Origin of the sequence: Enterobacter cloacae complex sp. GYL001, assembly GCF_049237125.1 — a bacterium.
GTDB classification, from domain to species: domain Bacteria; phylum Pseudomonadota; class Gammaproteobacteria; order Enterobacterales; family Enterobacteriaceae; genus Enterobacter; species Enterobacter hormaechei_C.
Genome location: NZ_JBMKGW010000003.1, coordinates 1 through 18618, shown reverse-complemented (window position 1 = coordinate 18618; position 18618 = coordinate 1). Strand labels below are relative to the sequence as shown.

The following is an 18618-nucleotide window of genomic DNA, read 5'->3' as shown; positions in this document are numbered from 1 at the left end:
ATTCAGACATTTTCGCAGGAAGGATGTAGAGAAAAGAGAAGGCGGGAAAAGAGGCCAGACCGCGTGGCGATCTGGCCAGAAGGATCAGTGCTTGTCATCCTGCGGCATGTGGCGATAAATATAAACGCCGCTGAGCAGGGTGAAGATAAGAGTCAGCGCCGTCAGGCCAAACACCTTGAAGTTGACCCAGATATTCTGCGGCAGCCAGAATGCGATATAGATATTCGCCAGACCACACAGAATAAAAAATAGCGCCCAGGCGATATTCAGACGTCCCCACACAGCCTGCGGCAGGGTCAGTTCTTTCCCCAGCATGCGCTGGATCAGCGGCTTCTTCATCACCCACTGGCTGATGAGGAGTGCGCCCGCAAACAGGCCGTAAATCACCGTGACCTTCCATTTGATAAATTCATCATTGTGGAAGAACAACGTCAGACCTCCAAACACCGCCACCATCAGGAAGGTGATGAGCGCCATCTTTTCAACTTTGCGATAGCGAACCCAGCTGTAAATCAGCACCACAGCCGTTGCCACAATCAGCGCCAGCGTACCGGCATAAATGTCGTACAGCTTATAAAAAGCGAAAAATACGATCAGCGGTAAAAAATCAAGAAACTGCTTCATTCTGCGATCCCAATTACTGACGAATTAACATATACAGGCGGAACAAGTAGACCAGCAGGATTGCTGATATCAGGTTGCTCAGCGTATTAGCAACGACCGCGCCTACGTTCGGCGTTAACACTGCAAAATTCGGTGCAAACAACAACAGCATCGTTTTGGCCAGGAGCCAGCCGATAACGGCCGGTGCCACCAGACGCATATTCGCCCACGCCAGTCTCATGCTGCTGCGCATCGCAGTAAAGATGCCCATCTTATCCTGCACAATCATTACCGGTGCGAAAGAGAGCACGATAGCCAGTAATACACCCGGGACCACGACCAGCATAATCCCCATCTGGACCAGCAGCGTGGTCAGGAAGATGAGGATAAACAGTTTTGGCAGCACCGGAGCGCTGGCCCCGATTGCACGTAACGCGCTGACGCGTTGGCCGGCAGACACCAGCTGGATCATCAGCAACACGCCACCCGCCAGAATGGCGTTGCCAATCAGGCCCGAGAAGGTAGATGCCGCAGATGCGCGCAGCAAGATTTGCTGTTGCTCTGGCGTCATATTCTGTACAAGGTCAAACAACCCTGCGCTGCCTGCAAGATTTTCCCCCTGGCTTAGCGTGGCAATCTGTTCATCACTGGGTGAGAACGCATGACCCAGCACCACCGTAATAAAGGCGCACAACAACGCGATCAGTAAAAAGGTAATGAACTGATTGCGGAAAAAATTTCCCGTGTCACGGTAGACAGACTTCGCCGTGATAGACATGCACTCTCCTTGAGTATTGCAGGTGTTAATTAGCCGGCAATTGTACACCGGATAACACGCTGGTGGCAGCATCAAGGCTTGTATGGAAAAGCATATCTTTGTAAAGCGGCGGTAATCCATAGCGGGCGCGGGCGCGATTGCATGCCTCATTGACCTGCCCATCCTTTCCCGACATCGCGAAAGTGCGACACGGGCTGGGGCGATCCGCGTAAATGGAACAGCGGGTGGATACCCCAGGCTCACCTTGCAGTGCCACACAGCGGCTCTGTTTTTGGTTGGTGCCGCGCATACAGCGCAGAAAAGGGGTTAAGGGTTCAGTGAGATCAACCGGAACGGTGCCGCCGCCATCGCTGGCTTCAGCCCAGTAGAAAGAGACTCGAAAATACGCACAACAGGCTCCGCACGTCATGCACGGGTTATGATCACTCATGGCACACCTGCAAAAGTAGAACGCATCAAATCACATTGTGAGAGCGATAAATTATCCAGCCGCTACAGGAAGCGCAAGAGAGGGAAAACAGAAAATTTTGTAACCATGAGATGCCAAAAATTGACGCGGTAACAACTTATTGCTTTATGAGGTGTCACCAAAAATTAACCTAGATCAATGAATGTTAACTTACTGGTTTTAATGTGATCTGTGTTAGATCACTTATTACTCATTTGTGAGTATATTCTCCTCCGCAATTAAAACCACAACGATGGAGCGGATATGAAAAAATTAGCGGTGGCAGCCCTTATCTTAAGCAGTCTCTCTGGCGGCGCGTACGCGCATGAAGCAGGCGAATTCTTTATTCGTGCCGGTTCGGCAACGGTACGTCCAACGGAAGGGTCCGATAATGTACTGGGTATGGGCGGGTTTAACGTCAGCAATAACACCCAGTTAGGCCTGACGTTTACGTATATGGCAACGGATAACGTTGGCGTCGAGCTTTTAGCCGCCACGCCATTCCGTCACCGCGTCGGTTTAGGACCGACCGGGGACATTGCCACGGTTCACCATTTGCCACCAACGCTGATGGCGCAGTGGTACTTCGGCGATTCCAGCAGCAAGGTGCGCCCTTATATTGGTGCAGGGGTTAACTACACCACCTTCTTTGATGAGAAATTTAACGATACCGGTAAAAAGGCCGGGCTCTCCGATCTCAGCCTGAAAGACTCGTGGGGTATGGCGGGGCAGGTTGGTCTGGATTATCTGATTAACCGTGACTGGCTGATCAACGCCTCGGTCTGGTATATGGACATTGATACGGACGTGCGCTTTAAAGCTGACGGGCAGCAGCAAAGTATCAATACCCGTCTGGATCCGTGGGTATTTATGTTCTCAGCAGGCTATCGTTTCTGACAGAAGATATATCCCCTGTCAGCCGGTGATTGCTGTATGGTGGTTGTTCCATACACCTGGCTGGAGGGGATATCCCCAACATCAAATTTGAGTGTCCGGTTTGTGCAGGTAAACAGTTTCAGTTCACGACGTTCAGCCCAGCACATAGCCTACCTCACGGTGCTATCTGTTCCGTTTGCGGAACACGTCTCACCATTCATTCATGCCTGCCGAAGCTCAGACGACGACGGTGGCCAAAGCCAGTAAACTAGAAAAGGCCTCTGAGAGGCCTTTTTAGATCGTGAAGTCACTTCTGAATTAAATAACGAATGGTTGGTCCGTCCTGCTGGATATCCAGCACGGTATAGCCGTGATTTTTGGCATCAAGAGGAATGTTATTGATCGACTGGGGGCAATCGCTCACCACTTCCAGAATTTCACCTTTCTTTAGCTGCGGTAGCGCTTCAAGCGTGGCGACGGCCGGGTAAGGGCAAGGTTCACCCACCATATCGAGACGATAATCAGGCACGATCTCTTTCATGCGGCATTCTCCTGAGTTTCAGTTTTGGCGGTGGCGCGTCGGAAGAAGCGCTTCTCTTGTGCAACAACCAGTAAGAAGGCGATAAGCAGCAGGGCGTAGGTCACCAGGAGCCCCCCGAGTGGACCAAAGGTATTCAGCAGGTTGACCTTGTCCCAGTTTGTTGCCAGTACCGGAGAGACGTCATCCCAGTAGTAGGCCAGAATGGTAGAGCCAATCACGTTACCCAGACCCACCCACCAGTAATGCACCTGGCCTTCCACAGCGCGATACATCCAGCCGGTTTCACACCCGCCCGCCAGCACGATGCCAAAACCAAACAGCAGCCCGCCAATGACGGCATTTGGGCCCGCCCACATGATTTTCGGTTCCACGCCGAGCTGAACGTAGCTGAAGATGCCGATCGCGCTCACGGCCATACCGGCAATGATCGCCTTCGCCATCATGGTGCGTCCGGTGATCCACATATCGCGAAACGCGGAGGTAAAGCAGATCTGCGCGCGTTCAATCAGCAGACCAAAACCGACGCCGAACAGCATGGCCAGGCCAAGTTTTGGCTGATTCATCGCCGTGCAAATCGCCCAGGCAACCATGGCAAAAAAGACCAGCATACCGAGGCGGAAGCGACGACGCGCCTGATCGGGTTTTTGCGTTAACGGAGAGGCAGCGCTAACTTTCGTCATTTTCACCGGAATGCGGAACAGCGGCAGCAGGGTGAATTTAGCACCGAAGTAGGAGCCGATGGCGGTGGCGACGGCAAAGAACCAGGCATGCAGCGAGAACTGCGGAATACCGGTAAAGAACGCGGCCAGATTACAGCCCATCGCCAGGCGGGCGCCAAACCCGGCAATGATGCCGCCGACCACGGCCTGCATAATGCGGATGCGGCTTTTCGGCATGCGCAACTTAACGTTGTTGGCCCACAGCGCGGCCGCAAAACAGCCGCCGAACATGCCAATGATCATCATCCCGTCGATGCGGGTCAGCGGTGTGCCCTCAAGATGGATCAGTTTGAAGTAGCCCCACTCTTCGGCATGGACGCCTGCCAGCTGTAATAGCTGCCCACCCCAGCGGGTAAACTCGCCCGTAACAGCCCAGAAGGTGCCGGTAATACCGAAATAATAAGTAGAGAGAATGCCTGCCGCGATAACGGCCGGAACAGGTGACCAGAACTTAACCAGGTAAGTCTGTTTGAAGGAATGCCATGACATGAATAACCTCTGAACTCAGAAGGGTAACGCTAAAAAGAGCCCAGATCATACGCTTACGCGAAAGTTTGGAAAGTCATTCACACCGAAAATATCGACAGGATCAATTTTGACCTGCTTCTTTCAGGAAGAGAGAAGGGAAAACCGCCTGACGCCGGGGCCAGACGGTGTTAACGGTTACGCCTTGCGCGTGGCCGCTTTCATGGATGTGACGAATGCGTGTAACTCAGCCAGCATCTGCTCTGGCTTATCCACGTTCTTCTCGATAATTTTCACGATAGCCGAACCGGAAATGGCTCCGGCGGCTTTCGCGTCAATCGCCGCAGTAACCTGATCCGGTGAAGAAATGCCAAAGCCCTGAAGCGGCGGTGCAGCATGGTATTCTGCCAGCTTCTCCACCAGATGATGCAGCGGCAGCGCGGCTTTGTTTTCCGCACCGGTGACGCCCGCACGGGAGAGCAGGTAGGTGTAACCTCGTCCGTAAGAGGCAATCTGGCGCAACAGATCGTCATCGGCATTCGGTGGACAGATGAAAATCGGCGCGACGTTGTGGCGCATTGCCGCCTGACGGAATGGCGCAGACTCTTCAACGGGCACATCAGCCACCAGCACGGAGTCAACGCCCACGCGGGCGCACTCTGCGTAAAACGCATCAATACCGCGGCTGAACACCAGGTTGGCGTACATCAGCAGGCCGATCGGAATGGTCGGGTGCTTCTGACGGATCGCCGCCAGCATTTCAAAGCACTGGCTCGGCGTCACGCCCGCGGCAAACGCGCGTAGCGTTGCGTTCTGAATGGTCGGGCCATCCGCCAGCGGATCGGAGAACGGAATACCGAGCTCCAGCGCGTCGGCACCGGCATCAATCAGGGTGTCGATAATCTTCAGCGACTGCTCCAGGCCGGGGTCGCCCAGCGTCACGAAGGGAACGAAGGCGCCTTCCTGGCGAGCTTTCAGTTGTGCAAATGCGTTGTCGTAGCGTTCCATCAGATTTCCCCTCGTGCTTTCAGAATATCGTGAACGGTGAAGATATCTTTGTCACCGCGCCCGGAAAGGTTTACCACCAGCAGCTGCTCTTTTTCCGGGTTTTCCTTCATCATTTTCAGCGCGTGCGCCAGCGCGTGGGAAGACTCCAGCGCCGGGATGATCCCTTCATTGCGGCACAGCGTTTTGAAGGCCTCCAGCGCTTCGTCATCGGTGATGGAGACATAATCCGCGCGGCCGGTGCTGTTCAGGAACGCGTGCTGCGGCCCTACGGACGGGAAATCCAGCCCGGCAGAGATTGAGTAAGACTCCTCAATCTGCCCTTCATCGGTCTGCATCATCGGGGCCTTCATGCCGAAGTAGATCCCCACGCGGCCATGCTTCAGCGGCGCACCATGCTCGCCCGTTTCAATACCGTGGCCGGCAGGCTCAACGCCAATCAGCCCAACGCTGGTTTCGTCGATAAAATCGGCAAACATGCCGATGGCGTTAGATCCGCCGCCAACGCAGGCGATCACCGCATCCGGCAGGCGACCCTCTTTTTCGAGGATCTGCGCTTTAGTCTCTTCGCCGATCATGCGCTGGAATTCACGCACGATGGTCGGGAACGGGTGCGGGCCCGCGGCGGTACCGAGCATGTAGTGGGCGGTTTCGTAGCTGCCAGACCAGTCGCGAAGCGCTTCATTACAGGCATCTTTCAGCGTGGCAGAACCGCTGTGCACCGGGATCACTTCCGCCCCCATAAGACGCATACGGAACACGTTTGGCGACTGGCGCTCAACGTCCTTCGCCCCCATGTAAATGCGGCATTTCAGACCGAGCAGGGCGCTGGCGAGCGCTGAGGCCACACCGTGCTGTCCCGCGCCGGTTTCGGCGATGATTTCGGTTTTACCCATCCGCTTCGCGAGCAGCGCCTGGCCAAGCACCTGGTTAGTTTTATGCGCGCCACCGTGCAGCAGATCTTCACGCTTAAGATACAGCGTAGTTTTAGTGCCTTCGGTCAGGTTGCGGCACTTTGTCAGCGCCGTCGGACGACCGGCGTAGTTTTTCAGCAGGTCGGTAAACTCCGCCTGAAACGCCGGATCTTTCTGTGCGCTCACGAACGCTTCTTCCAGCTGGCGCAGCGCGGGCATCAGGATTTGTGGGACATACATCCCACCGAACTCACCAAAATACGGGTTAAGTAATGTCGTCATCTTCTCTTCCTTAATATGCACGCAGAGTTTTAAATACCGATGCCAGCTTGCTGGCGTCTTTAATGCCCGGTTGGGACTCTACGCCTGAATTGAAATCGAGGCCTGCGCAGCCGGTTTTGGCCGCTTCCACACAGTTATCGGGGCTTAATCCCCCCGCCAGCAGGACATTGTCCAGCACTTCGCCACGCAGCAGTGACCAGTCAAAACGCTGCCCCGTGCCGCCCTGGCCGTTGTCGAGCACGTATTTATCAACATGCTTCAGGTTACGCGCGGGCAGGGTGGCGCCAACGCTTTGCGCTTTCCAGATCTGAACCTGAGGCGCCAGAACATGTCGCAGAGCATCGATGTACGCCTGATCTTCATCGCCGTGCAGCTGGACCGCGCTCAGGGATAACGCGTCCGCTTTTGCCGCAACGTCGTTAATATCCGCATTGCGGAACACGCCCACGTAGCTCAGAGGCGCAGCCGCCATCACCTTGTGCGCCTGTTCCTCATTAACGGCGCGAGGAGAGGACTCAACAAAGATCAGACCACCATAGATCGCGCCCGCTTCATATGCGGCCTGCGCATCCTGTTCACGGGTCAGGCCGCAGACTTTGTTCTCACCCAACAGCACGCGGCGCACGGCCGCATTAAGATCGTCGTGTTCCATCATCGCGGAGCCGATCAGGAAACCGTTGGCAAAGTGGCTGAGTTCACGCACCTGAGCGTAGCTGTTAATCCCGGATTCGCTGATCACCGTGACGCCCGCGCCCAGACGCGGCGCAAGCTGGCGCGTACGGTTGAGGTCAATCGACAGGTCGCGCAGGTCGCGGTTGTTAATGCCGACCACTTTGGCTTCCAGCGCGATGGCGCGCTCCAGCTCCTCTTCGTTGCTCACTTCGGTCAGCACGCCCATATTCAGGCTGTGCGCGACGGCCGAGAGCTGGCGATACTGCTCGTCATTCAGCACGGAGAGCATCAGCAGGCAGGCATCGGCCTGGTAAAAGCGCGCCAGCCAGATCTGATACGGGTCGATAATAAAGTCTTTGCACAGTATCGGCTGCGGCGCGATGCCGCTGACTACGGGCAGAAAATCGAAGCTGCCCTGGAAATATTTCTCATCCGTCAGCACAGAAATGGCAGACGCATGATGCTTGTAGATACCGGCAATACGCGCCGGGTCGAAATCGTCGCGGATCACGCCTTTGGACGGAGACGCTTTTTTACACTCCAGAATAAACGCGGTACGCGCGCCCTGGAGCGCATCATAAAAACGACGGCTGCTCGGAACGACGTCATTCTGAAAACTGGCGAGCGGCTGCTGTTGCTTACGGGCTTCCACCCAGATGGCCTTATCGGCGACGATTTTCGCTAAAACGGTCTGCATTATTTACCCTCTTGCCGCAAGTGCGGTAACGCGATCGTAAGCTGCACCGGAGCGCAGTACGTCCAGAACTTTTTGGGCGTTGGCTTTCAGATCTTCCTCGCCATGTAAACGCATCAGCATGGCTACGTTGGCCGCCACGGCGGCCTCATGGGCGGCCTCACCTTTACCTTGTAATAAGCGCGTGAGAATGTCACGGTTTTCTTCCGGCGTGCCGCCCGCCAGGGCGTCCTGATGGTACGGGGTCAACCCGAAGTCAGCGGCCTCAAGCTGATAGTTCAGCACTTCGCCGTTATTCAGTTCCGCCACCAGCGTGGGCGCATGCAGGGAAACTTCATCCATCCCGCCGCTGTGTACCACGGCGGCGCGTTGGTAACCGAGGACGCGCAGCGTCTCCGCAATCGGCAGGACCAGTTCCGGGCTGTAAACGCCAATCAGCGCCAGCGGCGGGTGCGCCGGGTTAATGAGTGGACCGAGCACGTTAAACAGCGTGCGGGTTTTGAGCTGCTGGCGAACCGGCATCGCGTGGAGGAAACCGGTGTGATACTTCGGCGCAAACAGGAAACAGACGCCCAGGTCATCCAGCGCTTCACGGGAACGCTCGGCGTTCATGTCCAGGTTGATACCGAAAGCCGCCAGCAGGTCGGACGATCCTGAACGGCTGGACACGCTGCGGTTGCCGTGTTTCGCCACCTTCAGACCGCATGCCGCGGCCACAAAGGCGCTGGCGGTGGAAATATTAATACTGTTACTGCCGTCGCCACCGGTCCCGACAATATCGGCAAACGGATAGTCCGGGCGCGGGAACGGGGCGGCATTTTCCAGCAGCGCGGTTGCCGCGCCGGCGATCTCCTGCGGGCTTTCGCCGCGTACCTTCATGCTCACCAGCGCAGCGGCCAGCTGCTCAGGCTTCAGCTCGCCGCGCACGACGGCGGAGAACAGCTGATGGCTCTCCTGCTGGCTCAGGGTCTGAGCCTGATACAGTTTTTCCAGAATCGGTTGCAGGGTGTTGGTCTGCTCCAGCTTTTGTAGCGCCCAGTCGAGCGTTTGCTCCAGCAGACGCGCGCCGTTGGACGTCAGGATAGATTCCGGGTGGAACTGCATCCCGCAGACGCGATCCGCATCGTGACGCACCGCCATCACCATCCCTTCAAACGAGGCGTTAATGGTCAGCCCGGCCGGAATATTGCTGCCGACCAGCGAGTGGTAACGGGCTACCGGAAGCGGGTTTGGCAGACCGGCAAACATCGCCTGACCGTCATGTTCAATACTTGACGCTTTGCCATGCAGGATCTCCCCCGCCTGACCCACGTAACCGCCGTAGGCTTCGACAATCGCCTGGTGGCCGAGGCAGATGCCGATAATCGGCAGCTTGCCGCGCATACGGGTCAACAGCTCAGGCATACAGCCTGCTTCGCTCGGTGCGCCTGGGCCCGGGGAGAGCATCAGCACCGGGTTTTGCATGGTCGCCAGACGGTCAATTAGCGTCTGGGCCGGAACGTGGTTGCGATAGATAACGACATTGTGACCATTCGCACGCAGCTGATCTGCCAGGTTGTAAGTAAAGGAGTCGATATTATCGAGCAGCAGAATGTCAGCCATCAGAAAATCTCCTGTGCATGATGTGCGGTAGCAATGGCGCGCAGTACCGCGCGCGCTTTACTGCGGGTTTCGTCGGCTTCCGACTGCGGAACAGAATCCAGCACAATCCCGGCCCCGGCCTGGACGGTGGCAATGCCGTCCTCAACGTAGGCGGAGCGGATCACGATGCAGGTATCAAGGTCACCGTGAGCGGTGAAATAGCCCACGGCACCACCGTAGCTGCCGCGACGGCGTCCTTCCGCTTCGGCGATCAGCTGCATGGCGCGGACTTTCGGCGCGCCGCTCAGGGTGCCCATGTTCATGCAGGCGCGGTAGGCATGCAGAACGTCGAGGTCGTGGCGCAGTTCACCCACCACGCGGGAGACCAGGTGCATGACAAAGGAGTAGCGGTCGACTTTGGTCAGGTCCGCCACGTAGCGGCTGCCTGGGGTGCAAATGCGTGCCAGATCGTTACGCGCCAGGTCAACCAGCATCAGGTGTTCGGAGAGCTCTTTATGGTCGGTACGCATTTCCAGTTCGATGCGGCTGTCGAGATCGCGGTCCAGGGAGCCATCGGCACGACGGCCGCGTGGACGGGTTCCCGCTATCGGGTAGATCTCAATCTGGCGGCTGGTGGCGTCGTACTTGAGGGAGCTTTCCGGCGACGCGCCAAACAGGGTGAAATCATTGTCCTGCATAAAGAACATGTACGGGCTTGGGTTGCTCTTTTTCAGTACATCGTAAGCCGCCAGCGGCGACGGGCAGGGCAGTGAGAAGCGACGGGACGGCACTACCTGGAAAATCTCCCCGGCACGAATCGCTTTTTGCATCTGACGTACCACCGCGCCGTACTGATCGTCGGTCTGACTCACCTCGCAGGTCATCTTTTCAACACGCTGCACCGGGAGCGCGGGCGGTGCTTCTGACATCTGCTGTTGCAGTTGGGCGATGCGCTGCGCGAGGCGATTTTTCTCAGACTCAGACGGAGTGAAAAGGCTGGCCTGGATGCGGGTATATTTTTTCTGATGGTCGATCACCAGCAGGGTTTCGGCCAGGTAGAAACAGTAGTCCGGGCAGCGGTTTCCCTGCTCGGTTTCCGGTAAATCTTCAAAGCCAGCAACCAGGTCGTAAGCAAACAGCCCGCCAAAAAACATTGCTTCGCGCTCAACTTCCGGCACGGCCACCAGATTTTGCAGCAGGCGAAAGGCGTCAAAAACGGAGAGCGAGCAGAGGCGGGCATCCTCATCCAGCAGCTGGCTCACCGGCGGGAAATGCAGAATACGCAGGTCCGGGTGGCGTTCATTTTCAATGCCTGAAGGCAGCGCCGCATCCAGCAGCGGCAGGAGCGACGCGCCATTGTCAGACAACGCCCTGATAGTGACGGTGTCACCTAACGCGGTAATGCGCAGCGCGCTGTCAACCAGCAGCAGGCTTTTGAGGTCGTCCTTACTGTCGATATCAGCTGACTCCAGCAGCAGCGTCGCGGGACGTGCGCCGCACACCTGATGAAACAGCGCGGTAGGGTTATGGCGATAGGCCGCCTCGCAGGTCAGCAGTTCGAGATGAGGTTTGGCTGTTTGCATGTTGTTGTTCTCATATTCTGTTCAAAAAAAAGCCCGCTGGGTAGCGGGCCGGGTATCTGTTTGCATTTCGCAGACGCGTGACACTGCCCGAAGATCAGGAAGTACGCCACCAACCGTGCAGAGCGAAATGTGCTGTCATTTTCAGATACCTTTCTCGTGTGAACTTGCGTACTAGTTAACTAGTTCGATGGCGTGTTGTCAACCCCTGATTTCAGTATTTCACGGTTAGTCGGTATCATAGGGGCTTCGGATGTCTCCAACCTGTTATGGGAAGTGCTTTGAGCGATACCACCTACGCCGTAATTTATGATTTACACAGCCATACGCAGGCTTCAGATGGCCTGCTGACACCCGAAGCCCTGGTCCATCGCGCCGTTGAAATGCGTGTCGGCACGCTGGCAATAACCGATCACGATACCACTGACGGCATTCCCGCCGCGCGCGCCGAGATTGCCCGTAGCGGACTGGCGCTGGATCTGGTGGCCGGGGTTGAGATCTCGACGGTCTGGGAAAACCACGAAATTCATATCGTTGGCCTGAATATCGATACAGAACATCCGGCCATGCGTGCTTTTTTGCAAGAACAAAAAACACGCCGCAATCAACGCGCGGAGATGATTGGCGAACGTCTGGAAAAAGCGCATATTCCCGGTGCGCTGGAAGGCGCGCGAAAGCTGGCGAACGGTGGGGCGGTGACGCGCGGCCATTTCGCCCGTTTTCTTGTGGATGCCGGTAAGGCGACGACCATGGCGAATGTCTTTAAAAAGTATCTGGCGCGCGGGAAAACCGGATACGTTCCCCCACAGTGGTGTACAATAAAACAAGCTATTGATGTGATTCATCATTCTGGCGGTAAGGCCGTGCTGGCCCATCCGGGGCGGTATAATCTTTCTGCTAAATGGCTGAAAAGACTGCTGGCACACTTTGCCGAATGCGGCGGTGAGGCGATGGAAGTTGCCCAGTGTCAGCAGGCACCCAATGAGCGTTCGCAGCTCGCGACCTACGCCCGTCAGTTTGGTCTGCTTGGGTCACAGGGTTCAGATTTCCATCAGCCCTGCGCGTGGATTGAACTGGGGCGCAAGCTCTGGTTACCCGCGGGCGTTGAGCCTGTCTGGCAGCTCTGGGAACAGCCACAGCAAATTGAAGAGAGGGAAGTATGAGTCAGTTTTTCTATATCCATCCGGATAACCCCCAGCCACGTCTGATTAATCAGGCCGTGGAGATCGTCCGCAAAGGCGGCGTTATTGTCTACCCAACCGATTCTGGCTACGCGCTGGGCTGTAAAATTGAGGATAAAGGGGCGATGGAGCGCATCTGTCGCATCCGCCAGCTGCCGGATGGCCACAACTTCACCCTGATGTGTCGCGATCTCTCTGAGCTGTCGACCTATGCTTATGTTGATAACGTGGCCTTTCGTCTGATTAAAAACAACACGCCGGGTAACTACACCTTCATTCTGAAGGGGACAAAAGAGGTGCCGCGTCGTCTGTTGCAGGAAAAACGTAAAACCATCGGCATGCGCGTGCCGTCGAACCCGATTGCCCAGGCGCTACTGGAAACCCTCGGGGAGCCGATGCTCTCCACATCGCTGATGCTGCCGGGCAGTGAGTTTACCGAGTCCGACCCGGAAGAGATCAAAGATCGTCTGGAGAAGGTGGTGGAGCTGATTATCCATGGCGGCTATCTTGGCCAGCAGCCGACCACCGTGGTGGATCTCACCGAAGACGCGCCAGAAGTGATTCGTGAAGGCGTGGGCGATGTTAAGCCTTTCTTGTAAGGGTGTAAGCAGATATACTACGCGGCCATCAAAGCAGGGCGCCGCCCTGTTTTTGACCTGATTCGACGCCTGTGAAGGCGAAAAATCACCGAATCAAATCAAAGTGTTAGCGTTAACTCCATGAAATGTATAACAAAATGGGTAACGCAATGAGGAACAGAGTGTACAACAAGACTCCTCGATTCACGACGAAGCGCGGTAACGTCTACTACATCAACTTTCGACTTCCCGACGGAACATTTTTCCGTCGTAGCCTCGGCACAGATTCATTGCAAGCGGTCGGGGTTACAATGTCACGTCTTAGTGCATACATCCCCCTTGTTCAAAATGGTTCGCTGTCCAACGAACAGTTCAAAATGCACATTGACGGTTTCAGGGAAGCCACTCAGCGCGATTTCGACACTTATCTGTTGGACTGGCTTAGGATGGGTGTTGATGAAGCTAAACGAATGCCGGAACTTGGACGGATGCAACGCAAGATCGATCCAGATGCAGCAATCTCCCCGACTGCCAACGTTACAGAGGCTAAAGGCCGTGCTGAGATACATCTGAACCGAGTGTATAACGGTGATGATTCAACGGCGCGGATGCTTCTTGCCACTTTGCTGATGAAGAAGGTTTCCTTTGATCAACGTGATGTTGAACAGGCTTACGATGTGGCGGGGCAGATTGATTTACATCAGGCTATGCTCCACCAAGCCTACGACGCTTTCTATTCTGGTGATCTTGTTCGATATCGCTCTTTGGTCGAAGAGATGCAATTCAAGCTGACAGAAGCCGAGCGATTGAAGAAGCCAGCAGCTAAACATGCTGTAGCGCCAACGGTTGAGTCTGAAAGTAACGATACGCCTCTGCTTTCTGTTTCATGGAAAATGTTTACCACTGAAAAAGGAAAGGACTGGGTGGCGGCTGTCGCCAACGAAAACCAGCGCTTCTATAATGTGTTGTTGCATGTTATCGGTGATCTTCCTGTCGGAGTGATCACGAAGCAGCACATACGGCAAACTATAACCATTATTGAAAATCTTCCCCGTCGAAATAAAAAACCTTATTCCGAAATGACGCTTACGGAGTGTATTGATTTTGATGTACCGGAAGAGGATTTGATGAGCAGCGCTAACGTCCAAAAGCATCTCAAGATTTATTCCTCGTTCTTCAAAGTCTTCCTGAAAGATGAAAAGGACATTTTAGAGAAAGCCCCCACAGAAGGGATCAAATACGAGGTAACGGAGAACAAGGGCGGCTCTTACTCAAAACCTGAGATGCAACGCCTTGTAACGTATTTGAATACTTGCAAAGATTGGCGACGTGATTATTTCCTGACTCTGATTTATACCGGAGCACGCCGGGGCGAAATTGCTGCTATCCGTAAAGAGCACATTCGCGAAGATGAAGAAACACGGCGTTGGTATGTCTTCATTGACGGCGGGAAAACTGAACAGGCTGTGCGGCAGATACCGTTAAACAAGACCTCAGAAAAGTTACTTTTGGCGCGTGTTAAATCGCTCAAACCCACTGATCCTGTTTTCGGTGATTTACCGACGTATGAGCAGATCGGGCTTGAGTGGAACAGCATCATGGCCGATTGCAACATACAAAAATTTAATGAATTTGGACAAAAGAGGGTGATCCATGCCCTTCGTCATACTTTTATTTCAGAGGCAATGACAAAAGCGATGCCCGTGATGGTGCAGTTTTGCGTCGGACACTCCCGAACTCAATCGTTAGGTATCACGGCACGGTATACACATAGGCCACCGCTGAGGGACTTACTTCCAGTGGTTGATGGCATAAACTGGTAAAGCTGTCCCACCAACGGGTTTTATGGTTTCAATTACCAGCTATCTTTACCAATTTTTTAAATTTTCCGCTGATTCACCCGGATAGAGAGTTGTTCGTGATTTTCTTTTCTTTCGCTGTAGCGGTCAGCAAGGTATTCAGTATGGTTTTTCAAAATCAGTGTGATTTTGAATAGTTCCTCCATCACATCAACAATGCGGTCGTAATAAGAAGATGGTTTCATTCGTCCATCATCATCAAACTCTTGCCATGCTTTTGCTACCGATGATTGGTTAGGGATAGTAAACATCCTCATCCAGCGTCCAAGGACACGCATTTGGTTAACTGCGTTAAACGATTGGGAACCACCGCAAACTTGCATCACTGCCAAAGTTTTTCCCTGGGAAGGGCGAATCGCTCCTTCTGTTAAAGGAATCCAGTCTATTTGGGCTTTCAGAATGCTACTCATCGCGCCATGTCGCTCTGGCGAACTCCACACCATACCATCACACCACCGAACCAAACTCCGTAGCTCTTGCACCTTTGGATGTGTTTCAGGAGCATCGTCAGGAAGTGGTAAACCAGAAGGATTAAAAATTTTCACTTCAGCACCCATTTCCGTAAGCAATCGCCCGGCTTCTTCGGCACTAAATCGACTAAAAGATCGCTGACGTACTGAGCCGTAAAGGAGAAGAAAGCGAGGAGGGATGGCTGTACCTCCGACCTTTTCAGCTATGGTTGCATCAAAGCAATCAGTATTAAGAGCGGGGAATGTCTTCATGGCTTTACTCCAGAGTTTGTACACTATGCTTTACTTTTAACACATACGGATTAACATATGTATTCGTTTTTATCTGAGGCTGCTTACAGATGTTACCTGTTCAACTTTTCAAGCTACTTGCAGACGAGACACGCACGACGATTATTCTATTACTGCGTGAGGCTGGGGAGTTGTGTGTTTGCGAGCTATGTTCGGTCACTAACCAATCTCAGCCAAAGGTTTCACGCCACATTGCTTTGCTAAGGGATGCCGGATTGGTGCTGGATCGCCGAGAAGGTAAATGGATCTATTATCGTCTTTCACCACACATGGCTGCATGGGCAGCTTCAATCATCGATACTGCCTGGAGTAGCCAGCGCGATGAAGTACGACAATCTTTGAATAACGTAAATACCGCTGTTTGCGGATGATAACAAAAATACATTCACTAAATCGAATGTGTTTAAGGGGTTCGGAATGTTATTGGCAGGAGCAATCTTCGCACTAACCATCTTCTTTGTGATTTGGCAACCTCGCGGGCTTAGTATTGGCTGGACTGCCTCAATTGGTGCGGTGCTGGCTTTGGTTACGGGGGTTATACAAATAAGTGACATCCCGGTTGTATGGCACATTGTATGGAATGCTACCGCAGCCTTTATCGCGGTTATCATCATCAGCTTACTGCTTGATGAGTCTGGCTTCTTTGAATGGTGCGCTTTACATGTTGCCCGATGGGGTAATGGACGTGGGCGGCTGCTATTCACCTACATAGTGTTGCTGGGGGCCGCTGTTGCTGCTCTGTTTGCTAACGATGGAGCCGCGCTGATTCTTACACCGATTGTTATTGCTATGCTACTGGCGTTGGGATTCAGTAAAGAAACAACGCTGGCTTTCGTTATGGCAGCCGGGTTTATAGCTGATACTGCAAGTTTACCGCTGATCGTATCTAATCTTGTGAACATTGTTTCCGCTGACTTCTTCAAACTTGGGTTCAGTGATTACGCTTCCGTGATGGTTCCGGTAGACCTTGCGGCGATTGCTGCCACGCTTGCGGTACTTCATCTCTTCTTCCGTAAAGACATTCCAGCCGTTTATGAATTGTCCCGGTTAAAAGCGCCAGCAGAAGCTATCAAAGATCTGGCAACGTTCAGAACTGGTTGGATAGTGCTATTGCTTCTCTTAATAGGTTTTTTTGTACTCGAACCTCTCGGAATACCTGTAAGTGCGATTGCAGCAGCAGGGGCTTTAATACTTTTTCTTGTTGCCAAACGAGGGCATTCGATTAATACGGGCAAGGTGTTGCGTGGTGCGCCCTGGCAGATTGTAGTGTTCTCGCTCGGTATGTACCTGGTTGTTTATGGTCTGCGTAATGCAGGACTAACCGAACATCTTTCGGGTGTTCTAAACCAGCTTGCTGATAGAGGTATCTGGGCCGCTACGCTGGGAACTGGCTTCTTAGCTGCGTTCTTGTCATCCATCATGAACAACATGCCCACTGTTTTGATTGGTGCTTTGTCGATAGATGGAAGTATGGCATCAGGGATTATCAAGGAAGCGATGATCTATGCCAACGTGATTGGCTGCGATCTGGGACCAAAAATCACACCCATAGGAAGTCTTGCAACGCTGCTTTGGTTGCATGTCCTTGAACAGAAAAGCATAAAAATAAGTTGGGGGTACTACTTCCGCGTAGGCGTGATTATGACGCTGCCTGTGCTGTTCGTTACCCTTAGTGCGCTGGCATTGCGCCTGTCGTTTTCCCTGTAAGATAAGAGAATAATCATGACTGACATAACCATTTACCACAATCCAGCATGTGGAACATCCCGTAATACGCTGGCTTTAATTCAAAATAGCGGTGTTGAGCCAACTGTGATTCTCTATCTGGAAACACCTCCAGACAGGGATAAACTCAAGGAATTGATTAGCGCGATGGGGATCAGTGTTCGTGCGTTGCTACGAAAAAATGTTGAACCATACGAGCAACTTGGTTTAACAGAAGACCGTTTCACCGATGAAGAATTGATAGAGGCAATGCTAAGTCATCCCATTTTGATCAACCGTCCGATTGTCGTTACGCCACTTGGAACACGCCTTTGCCGTCCATCAGAAGTGGTATTGGACATTCTTCCAAACCCTCAGAAAGGCGAGTTCATTAAGGAAGATGGAGAAAAGGTCGTAGGGAAGGATGGCAAGCGACTAATTTAACAATAATCTACTTCGCATCATCCGTATCAGTGTATAAACAAGACGTTTACCAGGTGATGTGTGTTGCGCCATTACTTGAGATGTTTAACACGATTTCCGCGACGTACCCAATTCCAGCGGTAGGATTCCTTAAATATCAGTGGCTTGTGGCCTCAAAAGGAATCTTGTTAGGCGGCGGCTTGTTCGGTCTTGATACGCTGCACGGTGCTGGTGGACACGTTGAAATCTTTCGCTATGGTTCGGATAGACTGACCAGCGGCAAGTGCTGACACAATCCCTACACGGTCAACCGCTGCGCCATTACCACGAGCGCCTTTGCGTCCCGCTGCTTTGGCTGCTGCGTAGCCTTCTGCCTGGCGTTCGAGCATCATTTCACGTTCCATCTGTGACATAGCCGCGAAGATGTTTAGCATAAGGTTGCTGGCGGCGTTGGCTTCTGCTCCTGCTGTTATCCCTTCCTTGTGGAATTGGACGCTTGCGCCTTTGGCTTTAACGTGCTCGATAATGTCGAGAACATCACGGAGGTTACGCCCTAAGCGGTCAAGGCTGTGAACGTGGATCACGTCGCCTTTACGAACGTAAGCAATCATCTCCTGGAGTTTGGGACGGTTGGTATTCTTGCCGCTTACCTTCTCTTCAAACTTTTCATCAAGTGTCACGCCGTCGAGCTGGCGCTCTGTGTATTGTTTATCTGTACTTACTCGAATGTAACCGATGTTAGCCATTGTAGTTTCCCTGTTCTGTTGAGCGTAGCGATTTAGTGTGTATCGATTATAGGTGTGTCGATTAAATTGATCAATACTATTTCGATACAATCTTGAAGGGGAAAAGACCCGGATTGTCGTTTTCAGAAGACGGCTGCACTGAACGTCAGAAGCCGACTGCACTATAGCAGCGGAGGGGTTGGATCCATCAGGCAACGACGGGCTGCTG

At 53.5% G+C, this 18618-nt stretch carries 20 protein-coding genes and 1 other annotated feature; of the genes, 7 read left to right on the top strand and 13 right to left on the bottom strand.

Annotated features, from left to right (window positions below):
- Positions 1–84 precede the first annotated feature (84 nt).
- Genes ACOTWU_RS07445 through ACOTWU_RS07435 form a run of 3 tightly spaced genes read right to left on the bottom strand, consistent with a single transcriptional unit; the run spans position 85 to position 1811 of the window.
- Positions 85–624: a septation protein A gene (locus ACOTWU_RS07445; protein ID WP_003856762.1), complete on the bottom strand. Its 540-nt coding sequence runs from the start codon at positions 622–624 to the stop codon at positions 85–87.
- Positions 625–637: 13 nt separating this feature from the next.
- Positions 638–1381 (bottom strand): YciC family protein, encoded by a 744-nt coding sequence (locus ACOTWU_RS07440; RefSeq protein ID WP_045335034.1) that lies wholly within the window; start codon positions 1379–1381, stop codon positions 638–640.
- A gap of 25 nt (positions 1382–1406) precedes the next feature.
- Positions 1407–1811, bottom strand: coding sequence for a YkgJ family cysteine cluster protein (locus ACOTWU_RS07435; RefSeq protein WP_023296724.1), 405 nt, complete (start codon positions 1809–1811; stop codon positions 1407–1409).
- Between the two features lie 282 nt (positions 1812–2093).
- Here ACOTWU_RS07435 and ompW point away from each other — a divergent pair, with 282 nt between their 5' ends.
- The gene (gene ompW / locus ACOTWU_RS07430; protein ID WP_023296723.1) at positions 2094–2726 is read left to right on the top strand and encodes an outer membrane protein OmpW; all 633 of its coding nucleotides are present in this window, start codon (positions 2094–2096) and stop codon (positions 2724–2726) included.
- 286 nt (positions 2727–3012) lie between these two features.
- Here the strand turns inward: ompW and yedF are convergent, their stop codons facing one another.
- The 8 genes from yedF to trpL all read right to left on the bottom strand — a co-directional run bounded on the left by yedF (position 3013) and on the right by trpL (position 11300).
- The gene (yedF, locus tag ACOTWU_RS07425; RefSeq protein ID WP_003856774.1) at positions 3013–3246 is read right to left on the bottom strand and encodes a sulfurtransferase-like selenium metabolism protein YedF; all 234 of its coding nucleotides are present in this window, start codon (positions 3244–3246) and stop codon (positions 3013–3015) included.
- Positions 3243–4454 carry a selenium metabolism membrane protein YedE/FdhT gene (gene yedE / locus ACOTWU_RS07420; protein ID WP_023296721.1) on the bottom strand — a complete coding sequence of 404 codons (1212 nt, stop codon included), beginning with the start codon at positions 4452–4454 and terminating at the stop codon, positions 3243–3245. The genes yedF and yedE overlap by 4 nt, the downstream gene beginning before the upstream one ends.
- 174 nt (positions 4455–4628) lie before the next feature.
- Positions 4629–5438, bottom strand: a complete 810-nt coding sequence (gene trpA / locus ACOTWU_RS07415) for a tryptophan synthase subunit alpha (RefSeq protein ID WP_045335032.1) — start codon at positions 5436–5438, stop codon at positions 4629–4631.
- Entirely contained in the window at positions 5438–6631 is a 1194-nt protein-coding gene (gene trpB / locus ACOTWU_RS07410; protein ID WP_003856780.1) for a tryptophan synthase subunit beta, read from the bottom strand. Before trpB ends, trpA begins: the two co-directional genes overlap by 1 nt.
- A 10-nt stretch (positions 6632–6641) precedes the next feature.
- Entirely contained in the window at positions 6642–8000 is a 1359-nt protein-coding gene (gene trpCF / locus ACOTWU_RS07405; protein ID WP_023296720.1) for a bifunctional indole-3-glycerol-phosphate synthase TrpC/phosphoribosylanthranilate isomerase TrpF, read from the bottom strand.
- 3 nt (positions 8001–8003) lie between these two features.
- Positions 8004–9599 (bottom strand): bifunctional anthranilate synthase glutamate amidotransferase component TrpG/anthranilate phosphoribosyltransferase TrpD, encoded by a 1596-nt coding sequence (gene trpD / locus ACOTWU_RS07400; protein ID WP_220719504.1) that lies wholly within the window; start codon positions 9597–9599, stop codon positions 8004–8006.
- Positions 9599–11161 (bottom strand): anthranilate synthase component 1, encoded by a 1563-nt coding sequence (locus ACOTWU_RS07395; protein WP_015570383.1) that lies wholly within the window; start codon positions 11159–11161, stop codon positions 9599–9601. Before ACOTWU_RS07395 ends, trpD begins: the two co-directional genes overlap by 1 nt.
- Positions 11162–11184: 23 nt before the next feature.
- Positions 11185–11279, bottom strand: a sequence feature (Trp leader region).
- Positions 11256–11300, bottom strand: a complete 45-nt coding sequence (gene trpL / locus ACOTWU_RS07390) for a trp operon leader peptide (protein ID WP_071524153.1) — start codon at positions 11298–11300, stop codon at positions 11256–11258. It overlaps the preceding feature by 24 nt.
- Before the next feature lie 127 nt (positions 11301–11427).
- Between trpL and rnm the strand changes: the two genes are divergently transcribed.
- The 3 genes from rnm to ACOTWU_RS07375 all read left to right on the top strand — a co-directional run bounded on the left by rnm (position 11428) and on the right by ACOTWU_RS07375 (position 14740).
- On the top strand, positions 11428–12321 hold the full coding sequence (gene rnm, locus ACOTWU_RS07385) for an RNase RNM (RefSeq protein ID WP_026080677.1): 894 nt from the start codon (positions 11428–11430) through the stop codon (positions 12319–12321).
- Complete coding sequence (locus tag ACOTWU_RS07380; protein ID WP_003856793.1) at positions 12318–12938, top strand: L-threonylcarbamoyladenylate synthase; 621 nt, start codon at positions 12318–12320, stop codon at positions 12936–12938. The genes rnm and ACOTWU_RS07380 overlap by 4 nt, the downstream gene beginning before the upstream one ends.
- Before the next feature lie 161 nt (positions 12939–13099).
- Entirely contained in the window at positions 13100–14740 is a 1641-nt protein-coding gene (locus ACOTWU_RS07375; protein WP_252049274.1) for a tyrosine-type recombinase/integrase, read from the top strand.
- Positions 14741–14796: 56 nt separating this feature from the next.
- Here the strand turns inward: ACOTWU_RS07375 and arsH are convergent, their stop codons facing one another.
- Entirely contained in the window at positions 14797–15498 is a 702-nt protein-coding gene (gene arsH, locus ACOTWU_RS07370; protein ID WP_000847113.1) for an arsenical resistance protein ArsH, read from the bottom strand.
- 89 nt (positions 15499–15587) lie between these two features.
- Between arsH and ACOTWU_RS07365 the strand changes: the two genes are divergently transcribed.
- From ACOTWU_RS07365 to arsC, 3 genes are read left to right on the top strand one after another with little or no spacing between them, the layout of a single operon-like run.
- A complete protein-coding gene (locus ACOTWU_RS07365; protein ID WP_006810860.1) occupies positions 15588–15908 on the top strand; it encodes a metalloregulator ArsR/SmtB family transcription factor in 321 nt (106 codons plus the stop codon).
- 46 nt (positions 15909–15954) lie between these two features.
- Complete coding sequence (locus tag ACOTWU_RS07360; protein ID WP_006810859.1) at positions 15955–17244, top strand: arsenic transporter; 1290 nt, start codon at positions 15955–15957, stop codon at positions 17242–17244.
- Between the two features lie 15 nt (positions 17245–17259).
- Positions 17260–17685, top strand: coding sequence for a glutaredoxin-dependent arsenate reductase (gene arsC / locus ACOTWU_RS07355; protein ID WP_006810858.1), 426 nt, complete (start codon positions 17260–17262; stop codon positions 17683–17685).
- 167 nt (positions 17686–17852) lie between these two features.
- Here the strand turns inward: arsC and ACOTWU_RS07350 are convergent, their stop codons facing one another.
- Positions 17853–18410, bottom strand: a complete 558-nt coding sequence (locus ACOTWU_RS07350) for a recombinase family protein (RefSeq protein ID WP_001273865.1) — start codon at positions 18408–18410, stop codon at positions 17853–17855.
- Positions 18411–18618 lie beyond the last annotated feature (208 nt).